The 19,264-nt window shown below is 74.7% G+C and carries 10 protein-coding genes; 4 read left to right on the top strand and 6 right to left on the bottom strand.

The annotated features are described in order from the left end of the window. Position 1 precedes the first annotated feature (1 nt). Positions 2 to 6,844 (bottom strand): SDR family oxidoreductase, encoded by a 6,843-nt coding sequence (locus ABD361_RS13930; RefSeq protein WP_344435433.1) that lies wholly within the window; start codon positions 6,842 to 6,844, stop codon positions 2 to 4. A 234-nt stretch (positions 6,845 to 7,078) separates the two neighbouring features. Continuing rightward, positions 7,079 to 8,323 carry an MFS transporter gene (locus ABD361_RS13925; protein WP_344435432.1) on the bottom strand — a complete coding sequence of 415 codons (1,245 nt, stop codon included), beginning with the start codon at positions 8,321 to 8,323 and terminating at the stop codon, positions 7,079 to 7,081. 125 nt (positions 8,324 to 8,448) lie between these two features. Here ABD361_RS13925 and ABD361_RS13920 point away from each other — a divergent pair, with 125 nt between their 5' ends. After that, on the top strand, positions 8,449 to 9,384 hold the full coding sequence (locus ABD361_RS13920) for a LysR family transcriptional regulator (protein ID WP_344435431.1): 936 nt from the start codon (positions 8,449 to 8,451) through the stop codon (positions 9,382 to 9,384). Between the two features lie 49 nt (positions 9,385 to 9,433). Here the strand turns inward: ABD361_RS13920 and ABD361_RS13915 are convergent, their stop codons facing one another. The 3 genes from ABD361_RS13915 to ABD361_RS13905 all read right to left on the bottom strand — a co-directional run bounded on the left by ABD361_RS13915 (position 9,434) and on the right by ABD361_RS13905 (position 14,195). After that, positions 9,434 to 11,320, bottom strand: coding sequence for a transketolase (locus tag ABD361_RS13915; protein ID WP_344435430.1), 1,887 nt, complete (start codon positions 11,318 to 11,320; stop codon positions 9,434 to 9,436). Positions 11,321 to 11,422: 102 nt separating this feature from the next. Continuing rightward, positions 11,423 to 12,793, bottom strand: a complete 1,371-nt coding sequence (locus ABD361_RS13910; RefSeq protein WP_344435674.1) for a condensation domain-containing protein — start codon at positions 12,791 to 12,793, stop codon at positions 11,423 to 11,425. 58 nt (positions 12,794 to 12,851) lie between these two features. Then, on the bottom strand, positions 12,852 to 14,195 hold the full coding sequence (locus tag ABD361_RS13905; protein WP_344435429.1) for a hypothetical protein: 1,344 nt from the start codon (positions 14,193 to 14,195) through the stop codon (positions 12,852 to 12,854). A gap of 246 nt (positions 14,196 to 14,441) precedes the next feature. Between ABD361_RS13905 and ABD361_RS13900 the strand changes: the two genes are divergently transcribed. Genes ABD361_RS13900 through ABD361_RS13890 form a run of 3 tightly spaced genes read left to right on the top strand, consistent with a single transcriptional unit; the run spans position 14,442 to position 16,785 of the window. Further along, entirely contained in the window at positions 14,442 to 15,251 is an 810-nt protein-coding gene (locus ABD361_RS13900) for a class I SAM-dependent methyltransferase (RefSeq protein WP_344435428.1), read from the top strand. Between the two features lie 35 nt (positions 15,252 to 15,286). Continuing rightward, complete coding sequence (locus ABD361_RS13895) at positions 15,287 to 15,556, top strand: acyl carrier protein (protein WP_344435426.1); 270 nt, start codon at positions 15,287 to 15,289, stop codon at positions 15,554 to 15,556. Then, the gene (locus ABD361_RS13890) at positions 15,556 to 16,785 is read left to right on the top strand and encodes a beta-ketoacyl-[acyl-carrier-protein] synthase family protein (RefSeq protein ID WP_344435425.1); all 1,230 of its coding nucleotides are present in this window, start codon (positions 15,556 to 15,558) and stop codon (positions 16,783 to 16,785) included. The genes ABD361_RS13895 and ABD361_RS13890 overlap by 1 nt, the downstream gene beginning before the upstream one ends. Here ABD361_RS13890 and ABD361_RS13885 read toward each other — a convergent pair. Continuing rightward, complete coding sequence (locus tag ABD361_RS13885; RefSeq protein ID WP_344435424.1) at positions 16,727 to 19,204, bottom strand: helix-turn-helix domain-containing protein; 2,478 nt, start codon at positions 19,202 to 19,204, stop codon at positions 16,727 to 16,729. The genes ABD361_RS13890 and ABD361_RS13885 overlap by 59 nt on opposite strands. Positions 19,205 to 19,264 lie beyond the last annotated feature (60 nt).

Below are 19,264 nucleotides of genomic sequence, written 5' to 3'. Positions count from 1 at the left end.
GTCACCACCCCGGAGGGGCGAGGACGACCTCGCACGTACCGTCGTCGCCCCAGGTCAGCTCGCGCAGCAGGGCGAGCGTCCCCTCCCTCGGGTCGATCAGGCCGATGCCGCGGCGGGCGTACTCCCGGGCGAGTTCCGGGCCGACCATCCCGCCGTGCGTGCCGTCCGGGGCCCACGGGCCCCAGTGGACGGTCAGCGCCCGCGTGCCCGTGGAGCGGTGCCAGGCCCGGCCCAGTGCGGCGAGGGCGTCGTTGGCGGCGGCGTAGTCCGCCTGGCCCCGGTTGCCGTGCACGGCCGCGACGGAGCCGAACAGCACGGTGAAGCGGGGCGGCGCGGGGAGCCGGCGCAGCGCGGCGAAGAGCGTACGGGCGCTCTCCGCCTTCGTCTGGTGGACGCGCGTGAAGGACGCCGGGTCCTTGTCGGCGACGAGCCTGTCCTCGATGACTCCGGCGGCGTGCACCAGGCCGTCGATGCGTCCGTGGCGGGTGTGGGTCTCCTTGACCGCCTGCTCGACGGCCGCCGCGTCCCGCAGGTCGACGCAGCGGTACCGGCCCTCGCCGCCGGCCGCGCGGATCGCGGCCAGGGTCGCCTCGACCTCGCGACGGGCCAGGACGAGGCCGGCTTGCCGGTCGATGTCCGCGGGGCGCAGCTCGCCGCGCGCGGCGAGCGCGGCCCGCAGCGCGGCGCGCCCGGTGACGCCGGCGGTCCCGGGCGGCTCGGGGGCGTCGGCCAGGGCGGTGCGGCCCAGCAGTTCGATGCGGCAGCGTGCGGCGGCCGCGAAGGCGACGGCGACGCGCGCGGCGATGCCGCGCGCCCCGCCCGCGAACAGCAGGACGGACTGCGGCCCGAGCCCGAGGGCCGCGGCCGCCCGCTCCGCCGTGGACTCGTCGTCCGTGAGCAGCGGGCCCAGCGGGGCCTCCTGCGGCTCGATGCCGAACCGCCGGCCGTCCTCGGTGCGGACGACGACGGGCTCCCGGTCGGGTGCCAGGAGCTCTCCGATGACCGCGTCCGCCATCTCGTTGGCGCTCCGATCGTCGGGTACGGACACCAGGCGGGCTGTCGTGTCCGGGTACTCGCGGGCGGCGGTGCGCAGGAATCCGCCCATTCCGTCGCTCGTTCCGTCACCCCGGCCGTCGTCCGGGCTGCCGTTCTCGGCCGGCCGGACGCACAGCAGATGGCGCGGGCCGCCCTGGAGGAGGGCCTTCAGAAGAGGGAAGGCGCCCGGCAGTACGGGGCCGGTGGGCCCGGGCAGCAGGATCACCGCGTCCGGCGACCCGGCCGGGTCGATCGGCGTGCCGTCGGAGTGGGTGGTGTGCGCACCGTGTTCCCGGAGCCGGGCGAGGAGGGCCCGGGTGAGGCCGGCGCTGCCGCCGAGCACGTGGACGTGCGTGTCCCGCAGGGCCGGGGAGCCGCCGGGTGGTGGTGCGTCGTCCAGCGCCGTCTTCCGCAGGACGTACCGCCGGGGCGCGACTCCGGTCGGCTCGGTTGCCGCGGTGTCCTCCGGCTCCCGTGCCGGGTGCGGCGCGGGGGGCTCCGCCTCGGCCTGACGGCTCGCGTGCGCGTCCATCCATTCCACGATCGACGCCGCGGTCCGTGCGCGGATCAGGCCCTCCAGGTCCGCGTCGTCCGGAATCCGCGCCTTTGCGTCTCCCAGCCGTTTCACGAGTTCGCCCGCGATCTCCGTCCGTTTGATCGAGTCCACGCTCAGGTCGGCCTCGAGGTCGAGCCGGGGATCGAGGATCTCCACGGGGTAGCCGGTCCGTTCGCTGATGACCGCCAGCACCGTGCGCAGCAGGTCGGGCTCCTCGGCCTCCGCGGGAAGCGCCGTGGCCGCCGCTGCAGCCGCCGGTGCCGGGAGGGCGGCGGTCTCCGTCACCGGCGCGAGGGCCTGCGGCGGGACGGCCGCCGTCGCGCCGAAGTACGTCAGCAGGACGTCCCGCTGGGCCGCGATCAGCTCACGGCTGCCGCGCAGGAAGTCCTGGATCAGGACCGCCCGGTCCGCTCCTGCGGTCCCATCGGCGAAGTCACCGCCCGGGACCGGTGTCAGCGGTGCGATCCGCCGGGCCGGCCGCATCCCTCCGGGCAGCAGCCCACCGTCCGCGGTGCGGACCAGGTGCCCGTCCACGGTCCAGCCGGGGCGCTGCGGCGTCCGCCCGGGCTCGGCCACCACCGCGTCCCTGCCCGCGAACAGCGCCTCCGCGTCGATGGGGACGCCGCCCGAGACCGCCAGCCGGGCCAGCGCCTCCAGGTGGCCGCGCAGCCCCGCCCCGGGGTGCGGCTCGAAGGGGACGGCCAGGTGCGGCCGGTCGCCGAGGACGGCGCGCACCAGGCCGGTGAGCACGGTGCCCGGGCCCGCTTCGACGAAGATCCGCGCTCCGGCCGCGTACATCGCCTCGATCTGTTCGGCGAAGCGCACCGGCGCCGTGATCTGTCCGGCGAGGCGGGCCCGCAGCTGTGCGGTGTCCGCCGGGTAGGGGGTCGCTGTCAGCCCGGACCACACCGGGATCCGCGGTGCCCGCAGGGGGCGGGCGGCGAGCACGTCGGCGAAGGTCTTCGCCGCGCCGGCCATCATCGGGCTGTGGAAGGCGCAGGCCACGTCGAGCGGTTGGGTGTCGAAGCCGGCGTCCCGCAGTGCGGCCGCTGCCCGGTGCACCGCCCGGTCCGGCCCCGCGACCGTCGTCTGGGACGGGGAGTTGTGGCCCGCGACCACCACCTCGCCGCCGAGCCCGGCCGCGGTCAGTACGGTTTCCACCGCGGCCGCCCCGGCCGCGACAGCGGCCATGGTGCCCGGCTCGTCCCCGGCAGCGCCCAGCATCGCCTCGGCGCGCAGCTCGCTGAGCTCCGGCAGCTCGGCGGCGGGGAACGCGTCGGCCACGCACAGCGCCACGAGTTCCCCGTAGGAGTGGCCGGCCACCATGTCGGGGCGGACGCCGAGCTGCGCGAGCACGTCGTGGGCGGCCAGGCCGGCGGCGCCCAGGGCGGGCTGGGCCCGCCGGGTGTCGGCGAGCCGGGCCCGCTGGGCGTCCCGGCCGGCCGGGTCGAACACGGCCGGCGGGAACATCGCGGCGGCCGGGGCCCGGCGCAGGTGCTCGTGCGTCTCGGGAAAGGCGGTGAACAGGTCCGCCAGCATGCCGGGGCGCTGGCTGCCCTGGCCCGGGAAGAGGAAGGCCAGCTTGCCGTTCTCGCGGCCGCCGGTGGCCGGGTGGTCGTCACCGCCGGCCGCGGCCGTGAAGACGCCCGGCGTCGCGCGGCCTGCCAGTGCCGCCCGGAGCAGGCCGGGCAGTTCGGCGAGGTCGGTGGCGACCACGGCCGCGGTGACCGGCCCGGCGGCGGGGTCAGCGGCCCGGCGCGCCGCCGTGCGGGCGAGGTCGCGCAGCCGCCAGGGCTGCCAGGGGGGCGCATCCGTCCCGTCCGCGGCCGCGGCCGCCCCGGTCTGCGTGTCCGCCAGTCGCAGCAGTTCCTCGATCGCCGCCTCGCCACGGAAGAGGAACAGTTCGGCGGGCCAGGCGTCGGCGGCCCGGCGCGGCGGCGCGCCGTTGTCGCACCCTTCGAGCACCACGTGGAAGTTCGTGCCGCCGAAGCCGAAGGCGCTCACGCCGCCCACCCGCTGTCCCGCCGGCGCGGCCCACGGCAGGGCCCGTTGGTGGAAGACGAACGGGCTGCTCTCCGGCCGCCAGGCCGGATTGGGCCGGCGGATGTGCAGGGTCGGCGGGCGCACCCCGGTGTACAGCGCCAGGGCCGTCTTGATCACACCGGCGAGCCCGGCCGCGCACTTGGTGTGGCCGATCTGCGACTTCACCGAACCGATCACGCACGCGCCCGGCGCGGCCCCCGATTCCCGGAAGACCTCGGTGAGCACGTCGAGTTCGGTGCGGTCGCCGACCACCGTACCGGTGCCGTGCGCCTCGACCAGGCCGACCCGGGCCGGTGGGATGCGGGCCTGGGCGTAGGCCCGCTCCAGCGCCGTGCGCTGGCCTTCCGGCCGGGGCGCGGTCAGGCCGCGGGAGCGTCCGTCGCTGGAGGAGCCGACGCCTTTGACGACGGCGTAGATCCGGTCGCCGTCGCGCTGCGCGTCGGCCAGTCGTTTGAGCACCACGCAGGCGACGCCCTCGCCCAGGGCGATGCCGTCCGCCCCGGCGTCGAAGGTCCGGCAGCGGCCGGTGGGGGACAGCGCGTGCACGGACGAGAAGAGGACGTAGTCGTTGATGCCGTTGTGCAGGTCGGCGCCGCCGCACAGGACGAGGTCCGCCGTGCCCGTCGTCAGCTCCTTGCAGGCGATGTCGACGGCGGCCAGCGAGGAGGCGCAGGCGGCGTCGACGGTGTAGTTGGCCCCGCCGAGGTCCAGGCGGTTGGCGATCCGGCCGGAGATGACGTTGGCGAGCATGCCGGGGAAGGAGTCCTCGGTGAGGACGGGCAGCTGCTGCGCCAGGTCCTCCGGGAGCCGTCCGCCCAGGTAGGAGGGCAGGACGGTGCGCAGGGTGGTCGCGTGGGCCAGGTCGCTGCCGGCCTCGGCCCCGAAGACCACGGCGGTGCGTGCGCGCGGGAAGTCGCGCTCCTCGTAGCCCGCGTCGGCGAGGGCGCGCCGGGCCGCCTCCAGGGCGAGCAGTTGCACGGGGTCGACGGAGGCGAGGGAGGACGGCGGAATGCCGAAGCGCAGCGGGTCGAAGGGGATGGGGGGCAGGAAGCCGCCCCACCGGGAGGCCGAGGTGTCGTGGGCGGGCGCGTGCGCGCCGTGGTGGAGGGCCGGGTCCCAGCGCTCCCGGGGCACTTCGCTCACCGCGTCCGTGCCGGCGAGCACCTGGGCCCAGAAGGCGGGCAGGTCGGGGGCCGCGGGGAACATGCCGGCCATGCCGGTGATCGCGACGTCGAGCGGTGGGGGCGCGGGGGTGGCCGGGGCCGCGCCGGCCGTCGCCACGGACGGGGCCTCGCCGGTCAGTTCCGCGGCGCGCCGCTCGTAGAAGGCGGCCGCCCGGTCGGTGACGGCACGGTGGAGTTCGGCCACGGTCGTGGTGGCGTCGCGCAGCACCGCGACCTCGCCGGCCATGAACATGCCCGCGTCGAGCTGGCGTTCCTCTTCCACCCGGCGGAGTTCGCCGTCCACGCGCTCGACGCCCTTGGCGGCGATGCGCAGCCGTCCCAGGTTGAGCCGTTCCAGCCGCTCCCAGGCGTCCCGTCCGCGCACGCCCTGCCGGCGCAGGTCCTCCTGGTGCCTGCGGTAGGTGGCGGTGTACGGGCTCGGTACGCAGCGGGTGACGTGGCCCGGGGCGGTGTCCAGCAGGACCGTGCTCTCGGCGCCGAGCACCGTGTGCTGGAAGGCCGGTCGGAGCGCACCGCACTCCACCGCCTCGCGGGTGAAGAGGTACGCGGTGCCCATCAGGACGCCGACCGCCGCGCCGCGCCGGGTGAGCCCGGTGGACAGGGCCGCGACCATGGCCGCCGAGCGCTCGTCGTGGATCCCGCCGGCGAACAGCACCTCGATGCCCGGTGGCTCGCCCGGCTCCGGCCCGCGGTCGTCCAGGAAGCGTTCCAGGACGTCCAGCTGGGCCTCCCAGAGCGGGAAGGAGTTGCTGGGCCCGACGTGGCCGCCGCACTCGGCGCCCTCGAAGACGAAGCGCCGGGCCCCCGCGTCGAGGAACTGCCCGAGCAGCCCGGGCGTCGGGACCTGCAGGAAGGTGCGGACGCCGTGGGCCTCCAGCGCGGCGGCCTGCGTGGGGCGGCCACCGGCGAGGACGGCATGGGTGGGCCGCAGGGCGCGTACGGCCTCGAGCTGGGCGCTGCGCACGTCGTCCGGTGCGAAGCCCAGGATGCCGACGCCCCAGGGCCGTCCGTCGAGCACGGCCCGGGTCTCCTCCAGGAGGGCTCTGGTCCGCTCGGGACCGGAGAGGGCCAGGGCGAGGAACGGCAGGCCGCCGCTCTCCGCGACGGCGGCGGCGAAGCGCGCCTGGTCGCTGACCCGTGTCATCGGGCCCTGCGCGACGGGGAGATCGGTGCCGAACGAGCGGCTCAGGGCGGATCCGGGGCGCAGGGCCCCGGGCGCACCGGGGGCCCGCAGTGCGGTGTCGATTCCCTCCCGCACGGCCCGTACCGCGGCGCCCACCGTGCGGTGGTCCCGGGCGAAACGGCGGGCGAGGAAGGCGTCCTGTCCGAGCGGTACGGGGCGCTCCCGCAGGTCGGCGGGGACGCCCGGCCGGTCGCGGTCCAGCAGGCGCCGTCCGCCGGCGAGGATCGTGCCGGTCGTGTCCGTCGTGCGCAGCAGGCGGGCGAGCGCGGGCGGGACGGTCGCCTCCTCCAGCAGCGCGAGTTGTACGTCGAGCACGACGCCGGTGGCACCTGCAAGGACGGCCGCCGCGGCGGTGTGGGGTCCGATGCCGCCGCACGCCCAGACGGGAACGCCGGCCTCGGGGTCGGCGAGCAGGTGTTGCAGCAGGACGAAGGTGGACAGTTCGCCGGCCGGGCCACCGCACTCGCTGCCCCGCGCGACGACACCGGCCGCCCCGGCCCGTACCGCGGCACGGGCCTCGGCCCGGGAGCGGACCTCGGCCAGGACGGTGACACCCCGGCCGCAGTCGGCGGGCCGGCCGGCGCCGGGGGCGAGCAGGACGGTGTGCGGCCCGGGGTCGTGCCGGTCGTGCAGCTCGTCCGGACGGAGCGTGCAGCCCTCCGCGAGGCGCACGCCGAAGGCGCCGCCGGTCCAGCGGCGGGCGAGGGAGAGGGCTTCGCGGGCGCGCGGGCCCCCGTCGCCGAGGTCGAGCACGCCGAGCCCGCCGGCTGTGCGGACGGCCGCGACGAGTCGCGGGTCCGCTTCCCCGAAAGGACTGACACCGATGACGGTTGACTGCAGCACGAAGGCGGCCCCCCACGCTCCACACCAGGGACTCTGGAATCTGGACCATGCCGGAGGAGCCGGAGCCAAGGACGACCGTCCCTGCCTCCGCGGTAGTTTGCGCCTCGGCAGCAAACGTTCCGGATCAACCTTGCACGCCGGCAACCATGGAACAAGTCCGGTTGCACGGCGCATAGTTGCACACACAAGAACCCTTTTGGCGCCCGCGCATCATATTCCGCTTGACAACGGACCTCAATACCTCACCGCCGGAACGGCTGTTGGCCCGCGCAACATCCCGTCGTGCCGGGGAAGCAGGAGCGGGGTGGCCATGACGAGCAGGCCCGCGACCGTGAGGGCGGTGCGTGGGCCGGTGACGTCGGCGAGCAGCCCGCCGAGCGCGGTGAGGACGGCGATGGCCGTCTGCTGGCCGATCGACCAGGCCGACAGGGTGCGGGCGACGAGATGGTCCGGGGTGTGTTCGAGCCGGTAGGTGGCGAGCACCGGGGTGTACAGGCTCATGTTGACGATGATCGCCAGCTCGACGGCCATCACGGTGACGAGGCCGACGACGCCGGGACGGACGAAGGCCAGGCCGATCAGCCACACGGCGCGCAGGGTGCCGGCGGTCCGGAAGACCCGGTGCCTGCCGTAGCGGGCCACCACACGGCGGGCCAGCCGGGAGCCGATGAGCCCGCCGAGACAGGGGGCGGCGAAGGCGAGGCCGTACTGCCAGGGCGGGAACTCCAGCCGGCGAAGGAGGAACACGGCCAGCAGCGGCTCGGTCGCCATGATCAGACCGGCGACGAGCATCTGGTTGAGGTAGAGCGCCCGCAGGCCGGGATGGCCCATGATGTGTCGCCAGCCGTCGAACAGTGCGCCCGCTCGGGCCGGGCTCCTGCCGGTCGTTCGCGGCGCTTCCTCCCGGCCCCGGATCGCCGTGATGCACAGCGCGGAAAGCAGGTAGCTGAGCGCGTCCGCCACCACGGTCGTGACCGGCCCGAACACACCGATCGCCGCCCCGCCCAGCGGTGGTCCGACCGCGATGGAGCTCCAGTTCGTGGACTCGAACCGCGCATTGGCCACGAGCAGGTCGTCCGGCGGGACGAGGGACTTGAGGCAGGCGCCGCTCGCCGCGCCGGACGCGATCCTGGCCGCGGCGACCACGGCCGAGATCACGAGCAGCTGGACGAAGCCGAGGCAGCCGAAGGCATAGGCGGCCGGGATCGTCGCCATGACCGCGAACCGGGTCAGGTCCGTCACGATCATGACCGGGCGTTTGCGCCGGAACTCCACCCACGGCGCCAGCGGCACCGCGATCAGCGCGCCCACCGCGGGCCCCACCGCGGACAGCGCGGACACCTCGGCCGGACCGGCGTGCAGCACCAGGACGGCGATCAGCGGGAGCGCCCCGAACCCGAGCCCGGACCCGTAGGCGCTCACCGCGTACACCGCCCACAGCCAGCCGAACCGCCGGCCCAGCCGTCTCCTGCCCACCATGCTCCACGCGCCCCCTGCCACAAATAGACGTTGACCACAAAGAGCAAAGCGAGCAGCGCAGTAGCAGGTCAAACAACCTCCCTGCCGGCTGTCCACAACCATCGGTTGTTCACTAGGGTGGCGACGTGGACCTCGAAGCGGTACGCACCTTCGTCGCCGTCGCGGAAGCGGGCCAGTTCCAGAAAGCCGCCGCCGACCTGTCGATCACCCAGCAGGCCGTCTCCAAGCGCATCGCCGCGCTGGAGCGCGACCTCGGCGTGCGGCTGTTCACCCGCACGCCGCGCGGCGCCGGGCCCACCATCGACGGGCAGGCGTTCCTGCCCCACGCACGCGAGCTGCTGCGCACCGCCGAGCGCGCGCTCGCCTCCGTGCGCACCGGCCACCGCCCGCTGCGCGTCGACGTGATCAACTCGCGTGGCGCGGCCTCGGGTCTGCTGCGCGGATTCCACCGCGCGCACCCCGGGATCGAGCTCGACGTCCTGATGCTGTTCGACATCGAGCCGGCCGTCAGCGCCATCCGATCCGGTGCGATCGACGCCTCCTTCCGCGCCGTCGCCGCGCCCGGCCGCCCCCTTCCCGAGGACATCGCCTCCGTCCGGGTCCTCGACGAGCCGCTCCAGCTCCTCACCGGCCCCGACCACGCGCTGGCGGGCGCCAAGTCGGTGACCCTCGCCGAGCTGGCCGGGCACCGGATCTGGATGCCCGGCGTCGTCCCCGGCACCGAATGGACCGCCTACTACGACGACCTCGTCGCGGAGTTCGGCCTGACCATCGAGGCGACCGGCCCCAACTTCGGCTCCGACGCCCTCCTCGACACCATCGCCGACACCCCGGCCCTGGCCACCTTCATGGGCGAGCACACCCGGCTCATCTGGCCCGCCGGCCACGGCCTGCGCCGCATCCCGGTGACCGACCCCACCCCCGTCTACCCGCACTCGCTCCTGTGGCACCGCGACAACCCGCACCCGGCGCTGGCCACCCTCCGCGCCCATCTGGCCACCACGGCGGCCGGCCACGACGCCGCCGGGACCTGGAGACCGCGCTGGGTGATTCCGCGCTGAACGCCTCCCCTGCTTCGCTCTCCCTGCGCCCGCCGGGCAGTCAGGGCAGTCAGGGCAGACCCTGGCCGCCGGTCAGGGCGCGGGCGGCGCGGGCGATGTGGGTGCGGGAGATGCCGGCGTCGTCGAGGAGTTCGGCCGTGGTGCCGGAGCCGGGCAGGACCGTGACGGCGAGGTGGGCGACCGCGGGAGCGAGGCGCTCGGCCGAGAGCGCGGACAGGACGGCTTCGCCGAGCCCGCCCTCGGGGTGGTGGTCCTCGGCGATGACGAGCGCACCGGTCTCCCGGGCGGCGCGGGCCAGTGTCGCGGCGTCGACGGGTTTGACGCAGTACAGGTCGACGACGCGGGCGTGGATGCCGTCGGCGGCCAACTGGTCGGCGGCGGCGAGGCATTCGTGGAGGGTGACACCGGCTCCGACGAGGGTGACGGTGTCGTGGTCGCTGCGGCGCGGCGTCTTGGAGCCGCCGACGGGGAAGTTCTCCTCGGGGGCGTACAGGACGGGGTAGGCGCCACGGGTGGTGCGCAGGTAGGAGATGCCGGGCAGGTCGGCCATGGCGGCGGTCAGGGCCGTGGCGGAGGTGGCGTCGCTCGGGTACAGCACGGTGGAGCCGTGGACGGCACGCATCATGGCGAGGTCCTCCAGGCCCATCTGGGAGGGGCCGTCGGCGCCGATCTCCACGCCGCAGTGGGAGCCGCACAGGGCCATGGGGACCTGCGAGACCGCTGCCATGCGGATGAAGTCGTGCGCACGGGTGAGGAAGGCGGCGAAGGTGGCGGCGTACGGGCGGTAGCCGCGTACGCCCATGGCGACGGCCGTGGCGATCATCTGCTGTTCGGCGATGTAGGTCTCGAAGTAGCGCTCCGGGTGGGCCTTCTTGAAGTCCTCGGTGTGGGTGGAGTTGCCGACCTCCGCGTCGAGGACGACGACGTCGGGGCGGGCGCCGAGGGCGGCAAGGGCCTTGCCGAAGGCGCTGCGCGTGGCCACGTCCTTGCCGGCGTCGTAGCGGGGCAGCGGGGCGGGGCGGGCGGCCGGGCGCGTGGCCCGGGCGCCGGCGGGTGGCCGGGGGCCGCGGACGGAGAGGTTGCGTACGCCGCCGAGTTCGGCGACGGCCCGGTCCGCGAGGTCCTCGGGCAGGGGTTTGCCGTGCCAGCCCTCCTGGTCGGCGACCTCGCTCACGCCCCGGCCCTTGACGGTGCGGGCCAGGACGACGGTGGGGGCCTGGTCGTCCGCGGCGGTGGCCAGGGCCTGGTCGACGGCGCCGAGGTCGTGCCCGTCGATCGTGATCGTGCGGCAGCCGAACGCCTCGGCGCGGCGGGCGTACGCGCCGGTGTCCCACCCCAGCTCGGTGGGACCGCACTGGCCCAGCCGGTTGACGTCGACGACGGCGACGAAGTTGGCCAGCCGGTGCCGGCCGGCCTTGTCGAGCGCCTCCCAGACCGATCCCTCGGCCATCTCGCTGTCACCGCACAGCGTCCACACGCGGTACGGCTGCCGTTCCAGCTCGCGCCCGGCCAGGGCGATGCCGACGGCGTAGGCGATGCCCTGGCCCAGGGAGCCGGTGGCCACGTCCACCCACGGCAGCACCGGAGTCGGGTGCCCCTGCAGCCGGGAGCCGAAGCGGCGGTAGGTGCGCATCAGCTCGTCCTCGCCGACGACACCGGCGGCACGGAACATCGCGTACAGCAGGGGCGAGGCGTGCCCCTTGGAGAAGACCAGGTGGTCGTTGGCCGGGTTGCCGGGGTCGTCCCAGTCGTACCGCAGGTGCCGGGCCATCAGCACGGCCATCAGGTCGGCCGCCGACAGGCTGGAGGTGGGATGCCCGGATCCGGCCGAGGTGCTGGCACGGACGGAGTCCACCCGCAGCTGCTGTGCCAGCTCGAAGACCTCGGCCAGGTCGGTTCCGGGACCGAGCTGCTCGGTCGGGGCGTGGGCCGTCATACGTCGCTCCCGTTCTCGCCTGCTGCTGCGTCCATCCTCGCGGTTCGGCGCTTCCTCGGCGGCGGTGACGGGGCCGGACGAGTGACGCGGGACACCATCCGTTCAGCGGGCGCCGTACGAACCCGTCGCCGCGGTGAGCACGATCTCCCTGACCCGGTCCAGGTACTTCGGCACGCCCGCCGCGGCCTGCGGGGTGTCCGGCATGCTGACGACCAGGTCGGCCCGGTCCGGGAACCAGTTGAGCCACAGCGACACCCCGCTGGCGTTGTCGGGCCCGGTCAGGACCGTCGCGTTCGCGTCGAGGTAGTCGCGGGCGCCCGGTGCGGACCGTCCGTCCACGTAGGAGGCCATGGGTGGGATGGCGGGGGCGTCACCGTCCTCGGCGAGCAGGTCGAGCGCCCGGTGCAGGGGCACGTCGTATCCTTCGCGGGCCCGCTGGAAGCCCTGCTGCGCGGCGGAGATCGCGCCGGCGAGGCCCGGTGCGGCGGGCAGGCGGAACAGCAGGGGCGCGAGGTTGACCAGCCAGCCGTGCACGCGCAGCAGCCGGGGATAGGCCCTGGTCGACACGGCGGTCAGGACGCGGTAGGTGTCGTTGCCGGTGAACTCCGCCTGGGCGAGGGCCAGTGCGGCGAAGAAGCCCGCGGCCAGGCCGCCGCCGTGCCGGGCGCAGTAGGCGCGGAAGGCGCGTGCCTGCTCCCCGGTGAACACCGGGTACTCCAGTCGCGTGCCGGGCAGCAGATCGCCGGCGTCGTTGCCGAGGTCGACGGGGAAGGCGGGGAACCCGCCGTCCTTCACGGCCAGGAACTCCGACCAGGCGGCGAGCTCCGGCGCGCCCTTCGTCAGCGACGCGGAGCGCTGCTGCTCGCGGCGGTTGTGATCCAGGTAGCCGGGTGCCGGCGGCAGGTCGAGCGGGGTTCCGGAGCGCGCCGCCTGGTAGCGGATGCGGAGCTCGTGGAACAGCAGGGCCAGGGAGTGCCCATCGGTGTAGGCGTGGTCGATCGCGAAGTACACGGTGGACGTCGTCTCCCGGCGGATCACTCCGGCCAGCAGGCCCGGCCCGTTCACCGAGGTCTTCTCGTCGATCCGCCGGTGAAGACGGGCCCGCAGGCCGGCCGTGTCCGGGAAGTCGCCCACGGGCGCCGGGTGCACGGTGAGGGAGCCGGGTGGTATGCAGAACCCGGTCGAGGTGTCGCCGTGCGGCTCGTACCAGGTGTGGAACGCCTCGTGCCGGCGCACGAGCCCCTGCCATGCCTCGGTGAGGGCGTCGAGGTCCGCGCGGCCCGGCAGGTCGAACGTCATGGCCACCCAGGGCGACTGCTGCCGCCCGGCGGCGCGGTGGGCGGCCGCCAGCTGCAGGTGCGCCCGCTGGAAGTGCGAGGCGGGCACGTCATGGGGTTCGGGTGCCCGGTCGGCGATCAGTTCGAACTCGGTCACGTGGCCCGGCTCGGGCCGCCAGTCGGCGATCTGGGTCATACGCACGGTGGGGTCTCCTTCTCCACGGGATCCGTGGGGTTGACGAGGCAGCGGTTCGCTAGGCGGGCGCCGGCACGGCTTCGGCCCGGTGGCCCTGCGCGGCTCGGGCCGCCGCGTGCGCTGCGGCGAGGACGAAGCGTCCGACGTTCGCGCGCGCCACGGCCGTGTCGGGGAAGCGCGTCGACAGGTGGACGCCGCGTTCGCTCCTGGTCAGCCACAGGTACACCTCGGCCGGGCCGTGGATCCGGCTGCGCAGCATCACGTCCTCGGGCCGGGGCGGGGTGCCCGTCACCCGGCGTACGTCGAGGTAGGACACGACGAACCGGGGGTGGATCCGCCGGCGCAGCATGCGGCTGATGTGGGGCAGCGAGCCGCCCGGTCCCGGCGCGCGCCGGCGCAGTTCGGCGGCGGCCGGGGCGACGGTGTCGGCGAAGGCCGCTCCGGGGGCCGCCGGGATCCGTACGGGGTGCAGGCCGACGAACCAGCCCGGGGCCGCCCGCCACCGTTCGGGCCGGGTGTTGGCCAGGCTGATCATGGACAGGTGCCGTCCGCCCGTGAGCTCGGCCGAGGCGAGCGCCAGGCAGGCGAGCAGTCCGGCGGCGGTCGTGCCCCCGGCGGCGCGGGCGGCGGTGGCGAAGGTGCCGGCGGCGGGTCCGTCGAGCAGCCAGCGGTAGCCGCTCGTCTGCGGGAGCGGCGCTTCGGGGGCGCCGAGCGGCAGGGGGAAGGCGGGGGTCCGGCCGTGGGTGTCGGTGGGCAGGGTCCGCCAGGGGGCGGTGCGGTCGGGTTCCGCCGGCATCCGGTCCAGCAGGTGCCGTTCCTCGGCCCCGAAGTCCAGGAAGGTGGGCCGGGGCGCGTGCCCGGTGCGGCCGGCCAGGGCGTCGCGGATCTCCCCCGGGATCATGGCGAGCGTACAGCCGTCCACGACACCGTGGTCGGCGCCGACGAACACGGTGACCCCGTCCGCGCCGTCGACCGTGGCGAAGAGCACCGGCGGCCAGCCGAGCGGTCCGGTGCCGCGGTCGAAGAAGGCTTCGATCTGCCGCCCGATCGAGGCCCCGTCGGCGAAGTCGCCGACGTCCTGCCGTTGCAGGGTGACGGCGCTGCCGGGGAGCGTGCGGCGCGCGCAGCGTCCGGGGGCCGGTACCAGGGTGCTGCGCAGGTGCTCGTGTGCGCGCAGCCAGGCCGAGAGGGCGGAGGCGATCCGCTGCGGGTCGCATCGGCCCACGCGGAAGGACACCCCGATCCATGCCGGAGCCACGTGCCGCGGCCCGCGGGCGGCCGCCGCACGCACGTGGTGCTCGTGGACGAGTGCGGGCGCCCGGGGGTCGTCCGCCCAGTCCGCGTCCGGGGCGGACGGCGTCCACAACGCCAGCCGGCCGGCGGGAATGTCACTGTCTCCCAATTCCGTGAATTCCACTGGAATTTCTTCTCCCTAGGACACCTCATGACGCCTCGATTCGGCTCGCGGAAGCTAACCGATCACGATGAAACAAAGATGAAGGAGAGGCGTTTTCGCTGATCATGACCATGGTTCGGCGGAATCGTTGGACATCGCGCTTGTTGGCCGTGGATCACGCTGCTAGCGTCGGCGCCCGTCATTCGCTCCGCATTCCGTCATTTCCTCGACCGTGTCGACGGAGGTCACTTCATGAACGTACGGACAGGCGCGCCCTCCACGGATTACGCCGCGCTGCGCCGTGATCCGGAATACGCCGGGCTGAACCGCGCGTTGCTCGATCTGGTCCCGGTCGGCTCCGGCCCGGCCGTGCTCGATCTGGGGTGCGGGGACGGGGCCGTCAGCGAGCAACTGCTGCTGCGCGATGCGGCGATGTCGCTGGTCGGCGTCGATCCGGATGCGGCCCTGCTGGATGCGGCGCGGGCCCGGCTGGGCGACCGGGCGCGTTTCGTCGAGGGCGACGCGTCCGCCGTCGCCCGGCTGTTCCGCCCGGATGCCTTCGACGTCGTCGTGCTGGCCAACTGCATCCACCTCGTCCCGGACCTCGCCGAGGCGCTCGATGCGATCGGCGAGGTCCTGGTTGGCGGCGGACGCCTGGTGTTCAACTCGGCCTTCTACGCCGGCGCCGAGTCGGGGGCCGACCTGCCCCTGTACGCCGAGCTCGTCGCCGGTGCGCGCCGCGCCGCCCGGGAGCGCGGGCTGCCCCTGGCCGGGTCGGCCGCCGGCCGGCCCGCGGGGCTGCGCAGGACCGCCGGGGACTACCGGGCCGCGCTCGCCGGTGCCGGATTCACCGATGTGGCCACCGCCGAGCGGGAATTCACGCTCGGTCCGCGTTTTCTCACCGCACTGTGCGCGACGCCGATGTTCGCCACGGCCGCACTGCCCGGGGTCGACCGGCACACCGCCGCCGAACTGCTCACGGCGTCGCTGGAAAAGCAGTACGAGTGCGCCCCGTTCACCATCACGCGGCGCTGCGTGTACTTCTCCGCCACCAGGCCCTGACCATCGAACCATCAAGACGAAAGGGAAGAATTCTCATGACCGAGGTACTGGACGTCGTCACCCGGGCCATCACCGGAATCCGCCCGGATCTGGGCGGATCCGAGGCGGCCGTCACCCGTGATTCCGCCCTGTTCTATGCGGCCGATCCGGGGCAGCCGGTGCTGGGGCTGGACTCCATGGAGGCGCTGGAGCTGATCGCCGCGCTGGAGCGGGAGTTCGGCATCGAGCTGGCGGAGACGGACATCAGGATCGCCGACCTGCGTACCGTCGGGGACGTGGTCGACGCGATGGCGGCGGCCCGGTGATGCACGGGACGGCGCGCAGCCGCGTGCTGGTGACCGGCATCGGCGTGGAGTCGTGTGCCGGTGACACTCCGGACGAGCTGTGGGACGCCCTGGCCACGGGGCGTTCCGCGGTCTCGGCGCTGGATCTCGACGAACCGCTGCCGTGCCGGGTCGGCGGAGTGATCAGCGGGTTCGACCCCCGCCAGTACATGTCCGTCCCGCAGGTCCGGCGTACCTCGCGCTTCCAGCAACTGCTGTTCGCCGCGGCGCTGAAGGCCCGGCAGGACGCGGGGCTGCGCACGGCCCCGGGGGCCCTGTACGTCGGTACCGGCGGTGGCGGGCTCGACGAGACCGCGCGGCAGGTGACCGTCCTGCGCACGCAGGGGTGGTCGCGGATGGACCGGCTCGGCCTGCTGCGCCTGCTGCCCAACCAGGCCGCCGGGCTCGTGGCCCAGGAGCTGGGCATCCCCGGTCCGGTGCTCACCCTCTCCACTGCCTGCGCGTCCTCGACGGACGCCATCGGAGCGGGCCTGCGCGCGGTGCGCGACGGCATCGCCGACGTCGTCCTCGTCGGCGGGGTGGAGAGCTGGCTGGACGTGCCGGCCCTGGCGTCGTTCTGTCTGCTGGACGCGCTCTCGCAGCGGCCCGCGGCGCAGGCGGCGGCCGCGTCGCGGCCGTTCGACCGGGACCGCGACGGCATGGTGCCCGCCGAGGGCGCCGCCGTGCTCGTCCTGGAGTCCGAGCGGTCCGCGCTGCGGCGCGGTGCGACCGTGCACGGCGAGGTGCTGGGCGCCGCGTCCACCTGCGATGCCCACCACCCCGTGGCCCCCCGGCCGGACGGCGCGGTGGCGGCCAGGACGATCGAGCTGGCCTGCGCCGACGCCGGCCTGGAGACCGCCGCCGTGGACCTGGTCAGTGCGCACGGGACCTCGACACCGCTCAACGACCGGACCGAGACGGCGGCGATCAAGCGCGCGTTCGGCCCGCACGCGCGGCAGGTGGCGATCACGGCGCCCAAATCGGTCATCGGCCACGCGTGCGGCGCGTGCGGGATCATCGAGAGCATCGGCGTGCTGCGCGCCATGCAGGACAAGTACGTACCGCCCACCGCGAATCTGGACAACCCCGACCCCGACTGCGACCTGGACTACACCCCGCTGGTGGGCCGGTCCGCCGTGATCAACGTGGCCGTCAAGCAGAACTTCGGTTTCGGTGGCCAGAACTCGGCGGTGGTGTTCGGGTCCGCGTGACGGCACCGTCGTCGAGGGGGCGCGGCGCCGCCCGGCCGCTCGGGCCGCCGGCGGCGCGGCGTTCCCGGTACGTACGGGCGAGGTGGTCCTGCAGGCGGGCGTGGCGGAACTGGTAGACCGCACCGCTCTGACGGAGCACGCCCCGCTGGTAGGCGTCCTCCAGGAAGGCGACGACGGACCAGGGCAAACGGCCGGTCAGGGGCAGCCAGATGCGGGAGAAGACCGCCCACTGGCCCCAGGCGGTCAGGGCGAGGGCATAGCCCAAGGCGCCGCAGAGACCGCTGATGAGGCCGAGCTTGAAGGAGGCCTCGGTGGTCCAGACGAGCGGGCCCAGGAGCATCGACAGGGGCCGTACGGCCACCGCGGACCCGACACCGGCCAGGAGCCCGAAGGCGGGGACCCACACGAGGACCTGGGTGGTGGCCGTCCGGCGGTTCGTGCGCAGCAGGCCGGCCGGGTTGACGGCGGACCGGATGTCGAGAGGGGTGGCGAGGAGGGTCAGCAGTCCGAGAGTGGGGCCGCCGCCCAGGGCGAACACGAACCCGAAGAACGTGGCGTCGTAGAGACCGAAGTACAGCATGCTCAGCGGGCCGGTGCCCCAGATGAGGCCCTTGAGCACGCCGTGCTCGAAGCCGTACCCGAGGCCGAAGACGAGCCCGCACAGGAAGCCGACGGCGGTGCGCCGGAGGATTCTGCGTCCGGGCGGGCCGGCTCCGCCGAACACCCTCATGCGCACGCCCGACGGCGCCACCGCCGTGTTCCTGCCCGCGACCATGAACCAGTGGGCCAGCGCGCAGATCAGCGCGGAGAGCAGTCCTGTCATCAGCCCTTCGGCGATCTGGAAGCGCAGCGGATCGAAGAGGGTGCCGACGACGCAGTCGACGAGCCCGACGAGCAGGCCGGTCACCACCGCGGTCACCACGGTGCGCGCGGCGCGGCCCAGCCCCGAGCCGAGCCCCCACCATTCCAGGTCGGGGGTGTCGAGCCGGGTCAGGTGGTGGGCGAGGTAGCCGAGCCAGTACTGGGCGCGTTCCGGGTCGAAGCCGCGGCGCCGGCCGCCGGCCGGGCGGTGCTCCGCACGCAGGCGGTAGGCGGCGGCGGTGAAGGCGTCGAGGAGGTGCTCCTCCAGCTCGGCGGGGCCGCCGAACCGGCCGGTGTCCAGCAGCACGGCCGGGTCCTTGCCGGGGGTGTCGCTGTAGACGGTGCGGGCGAGCGTGACCATCAGCGGGGTGGTCAGCACCGCGGCGAGGTGGGTGGCACCGCGGCCGAGCGGCCGCTCGCGCAGCGCGCTCAGCACGGGCTCCCAGGCTGTCGCCGCGGCGTTGCCGCCGCGGGCCTTGCGGGTGGTGCGGGGCAGGTAGTCGGCCAGGTCCTCCGGGGTGAGGTCCGTCAGCTCGACGGCGGCGGCCGAGGTGAGCACGTCGGTCTCGGCGACCGCCGTGGCGTACTCGGCCGGACGGCTCGTCAGCAGCAGCGCCAGCGTGGTGGCGTTGAGCGCCTCCAGCGCGGGGCGGTGCAGCCCCGCGGCGATCTCGTCGAAGCCGTCCAGCACGGGGAGCACCCGGCCGGCCTCGACCAGCGCGGCGGCCAGGCTCGGCCCGCCGGGCGCCGGGCCGGCGAGACCGGGGTGGTCGCGGACCAGCTGCGCGGTGAGCCAGTCCCGGAACGTGATGGCGGTGGGATCCCACGCGCCGATGCTGAAGATCACCGCCACGGGGTCGGTACGGGTCCGCGAGGCGGTGTGGTCCAGGACGAAGCGTGTGGTGAGGACGGACTTCCCGGAACCGGGCCGGCCCAGCACCACCAGCCGCCCCGAGGGGATCCGGCGGTGGACGTCCACGATGTGGTCCAGCCGCCCGCCGAGGTCCAGCGGCCCCGGGTCGGCTCCGGCGGGCAGGCGGCGGATGTTGGACCAGTGGTCGGTCAGTTCGTCGGGCGCCGGCCGCCAGCGCACGGGCAGCGGGTACGGGTCGTGCACCTGCCGCTGTTCCTCCTCGCGCCGCCAACGGGCGGCGACCGCGTGGGCGAGCTGGTCGGCGACGTCGGCCAGGGTGTCGTACAACGGCGAGACGGGCCGGGGGGTGGTGGCCGGTCCGGCCGGAAGGGGCCCGCCCGTGGCCGGTCCGGCCGGTACGACCTGCCCGGTGGCCGGTGGGGCGTCGCCGGGCGGATCGCCGGGGCGGGTCGCGGGCCCGCTGCGGCGCACGGCGGCCGCCAGCAGCTCCTCGCGTTCGGCCGGTGCCAGCCCGAGCGCGTCGGCCAGCAGCCGCACCGTGGTCACCCTGGGGTCGGCGCGCTCGCCGGTCTCCAGCCCCCGGATGGTGCGCACTCCCACTCCGGCGCGTTCCGCCAGCAGTTCCTGCGTCATGCCCGCGTCGCGCCGCAGCCGCCGTAACAGCGTGCTGAACTCACTGGCCACAGGTCAGGGCCTCCCCCTCGCACAGACGTTTCCCCAGCTGAGGGACTCTAGCGCGGCCAC

The organism is Streptomyces luteosporeus (genome assembly GCF_039532865.1).
GTDB classification, from domain to species: domain Bacteria; phylum Actinomycetota; class Actinomycetes; order Streptomycetales; family Streptomycetaceae; genus Streptomyces; species Streptomyces luteosporeus.
The sequence above is the reverse complement of the archived record's forward strand: the minus strand, read 5'-3'. Positions and strand labels throughout refer to the sequence as shown.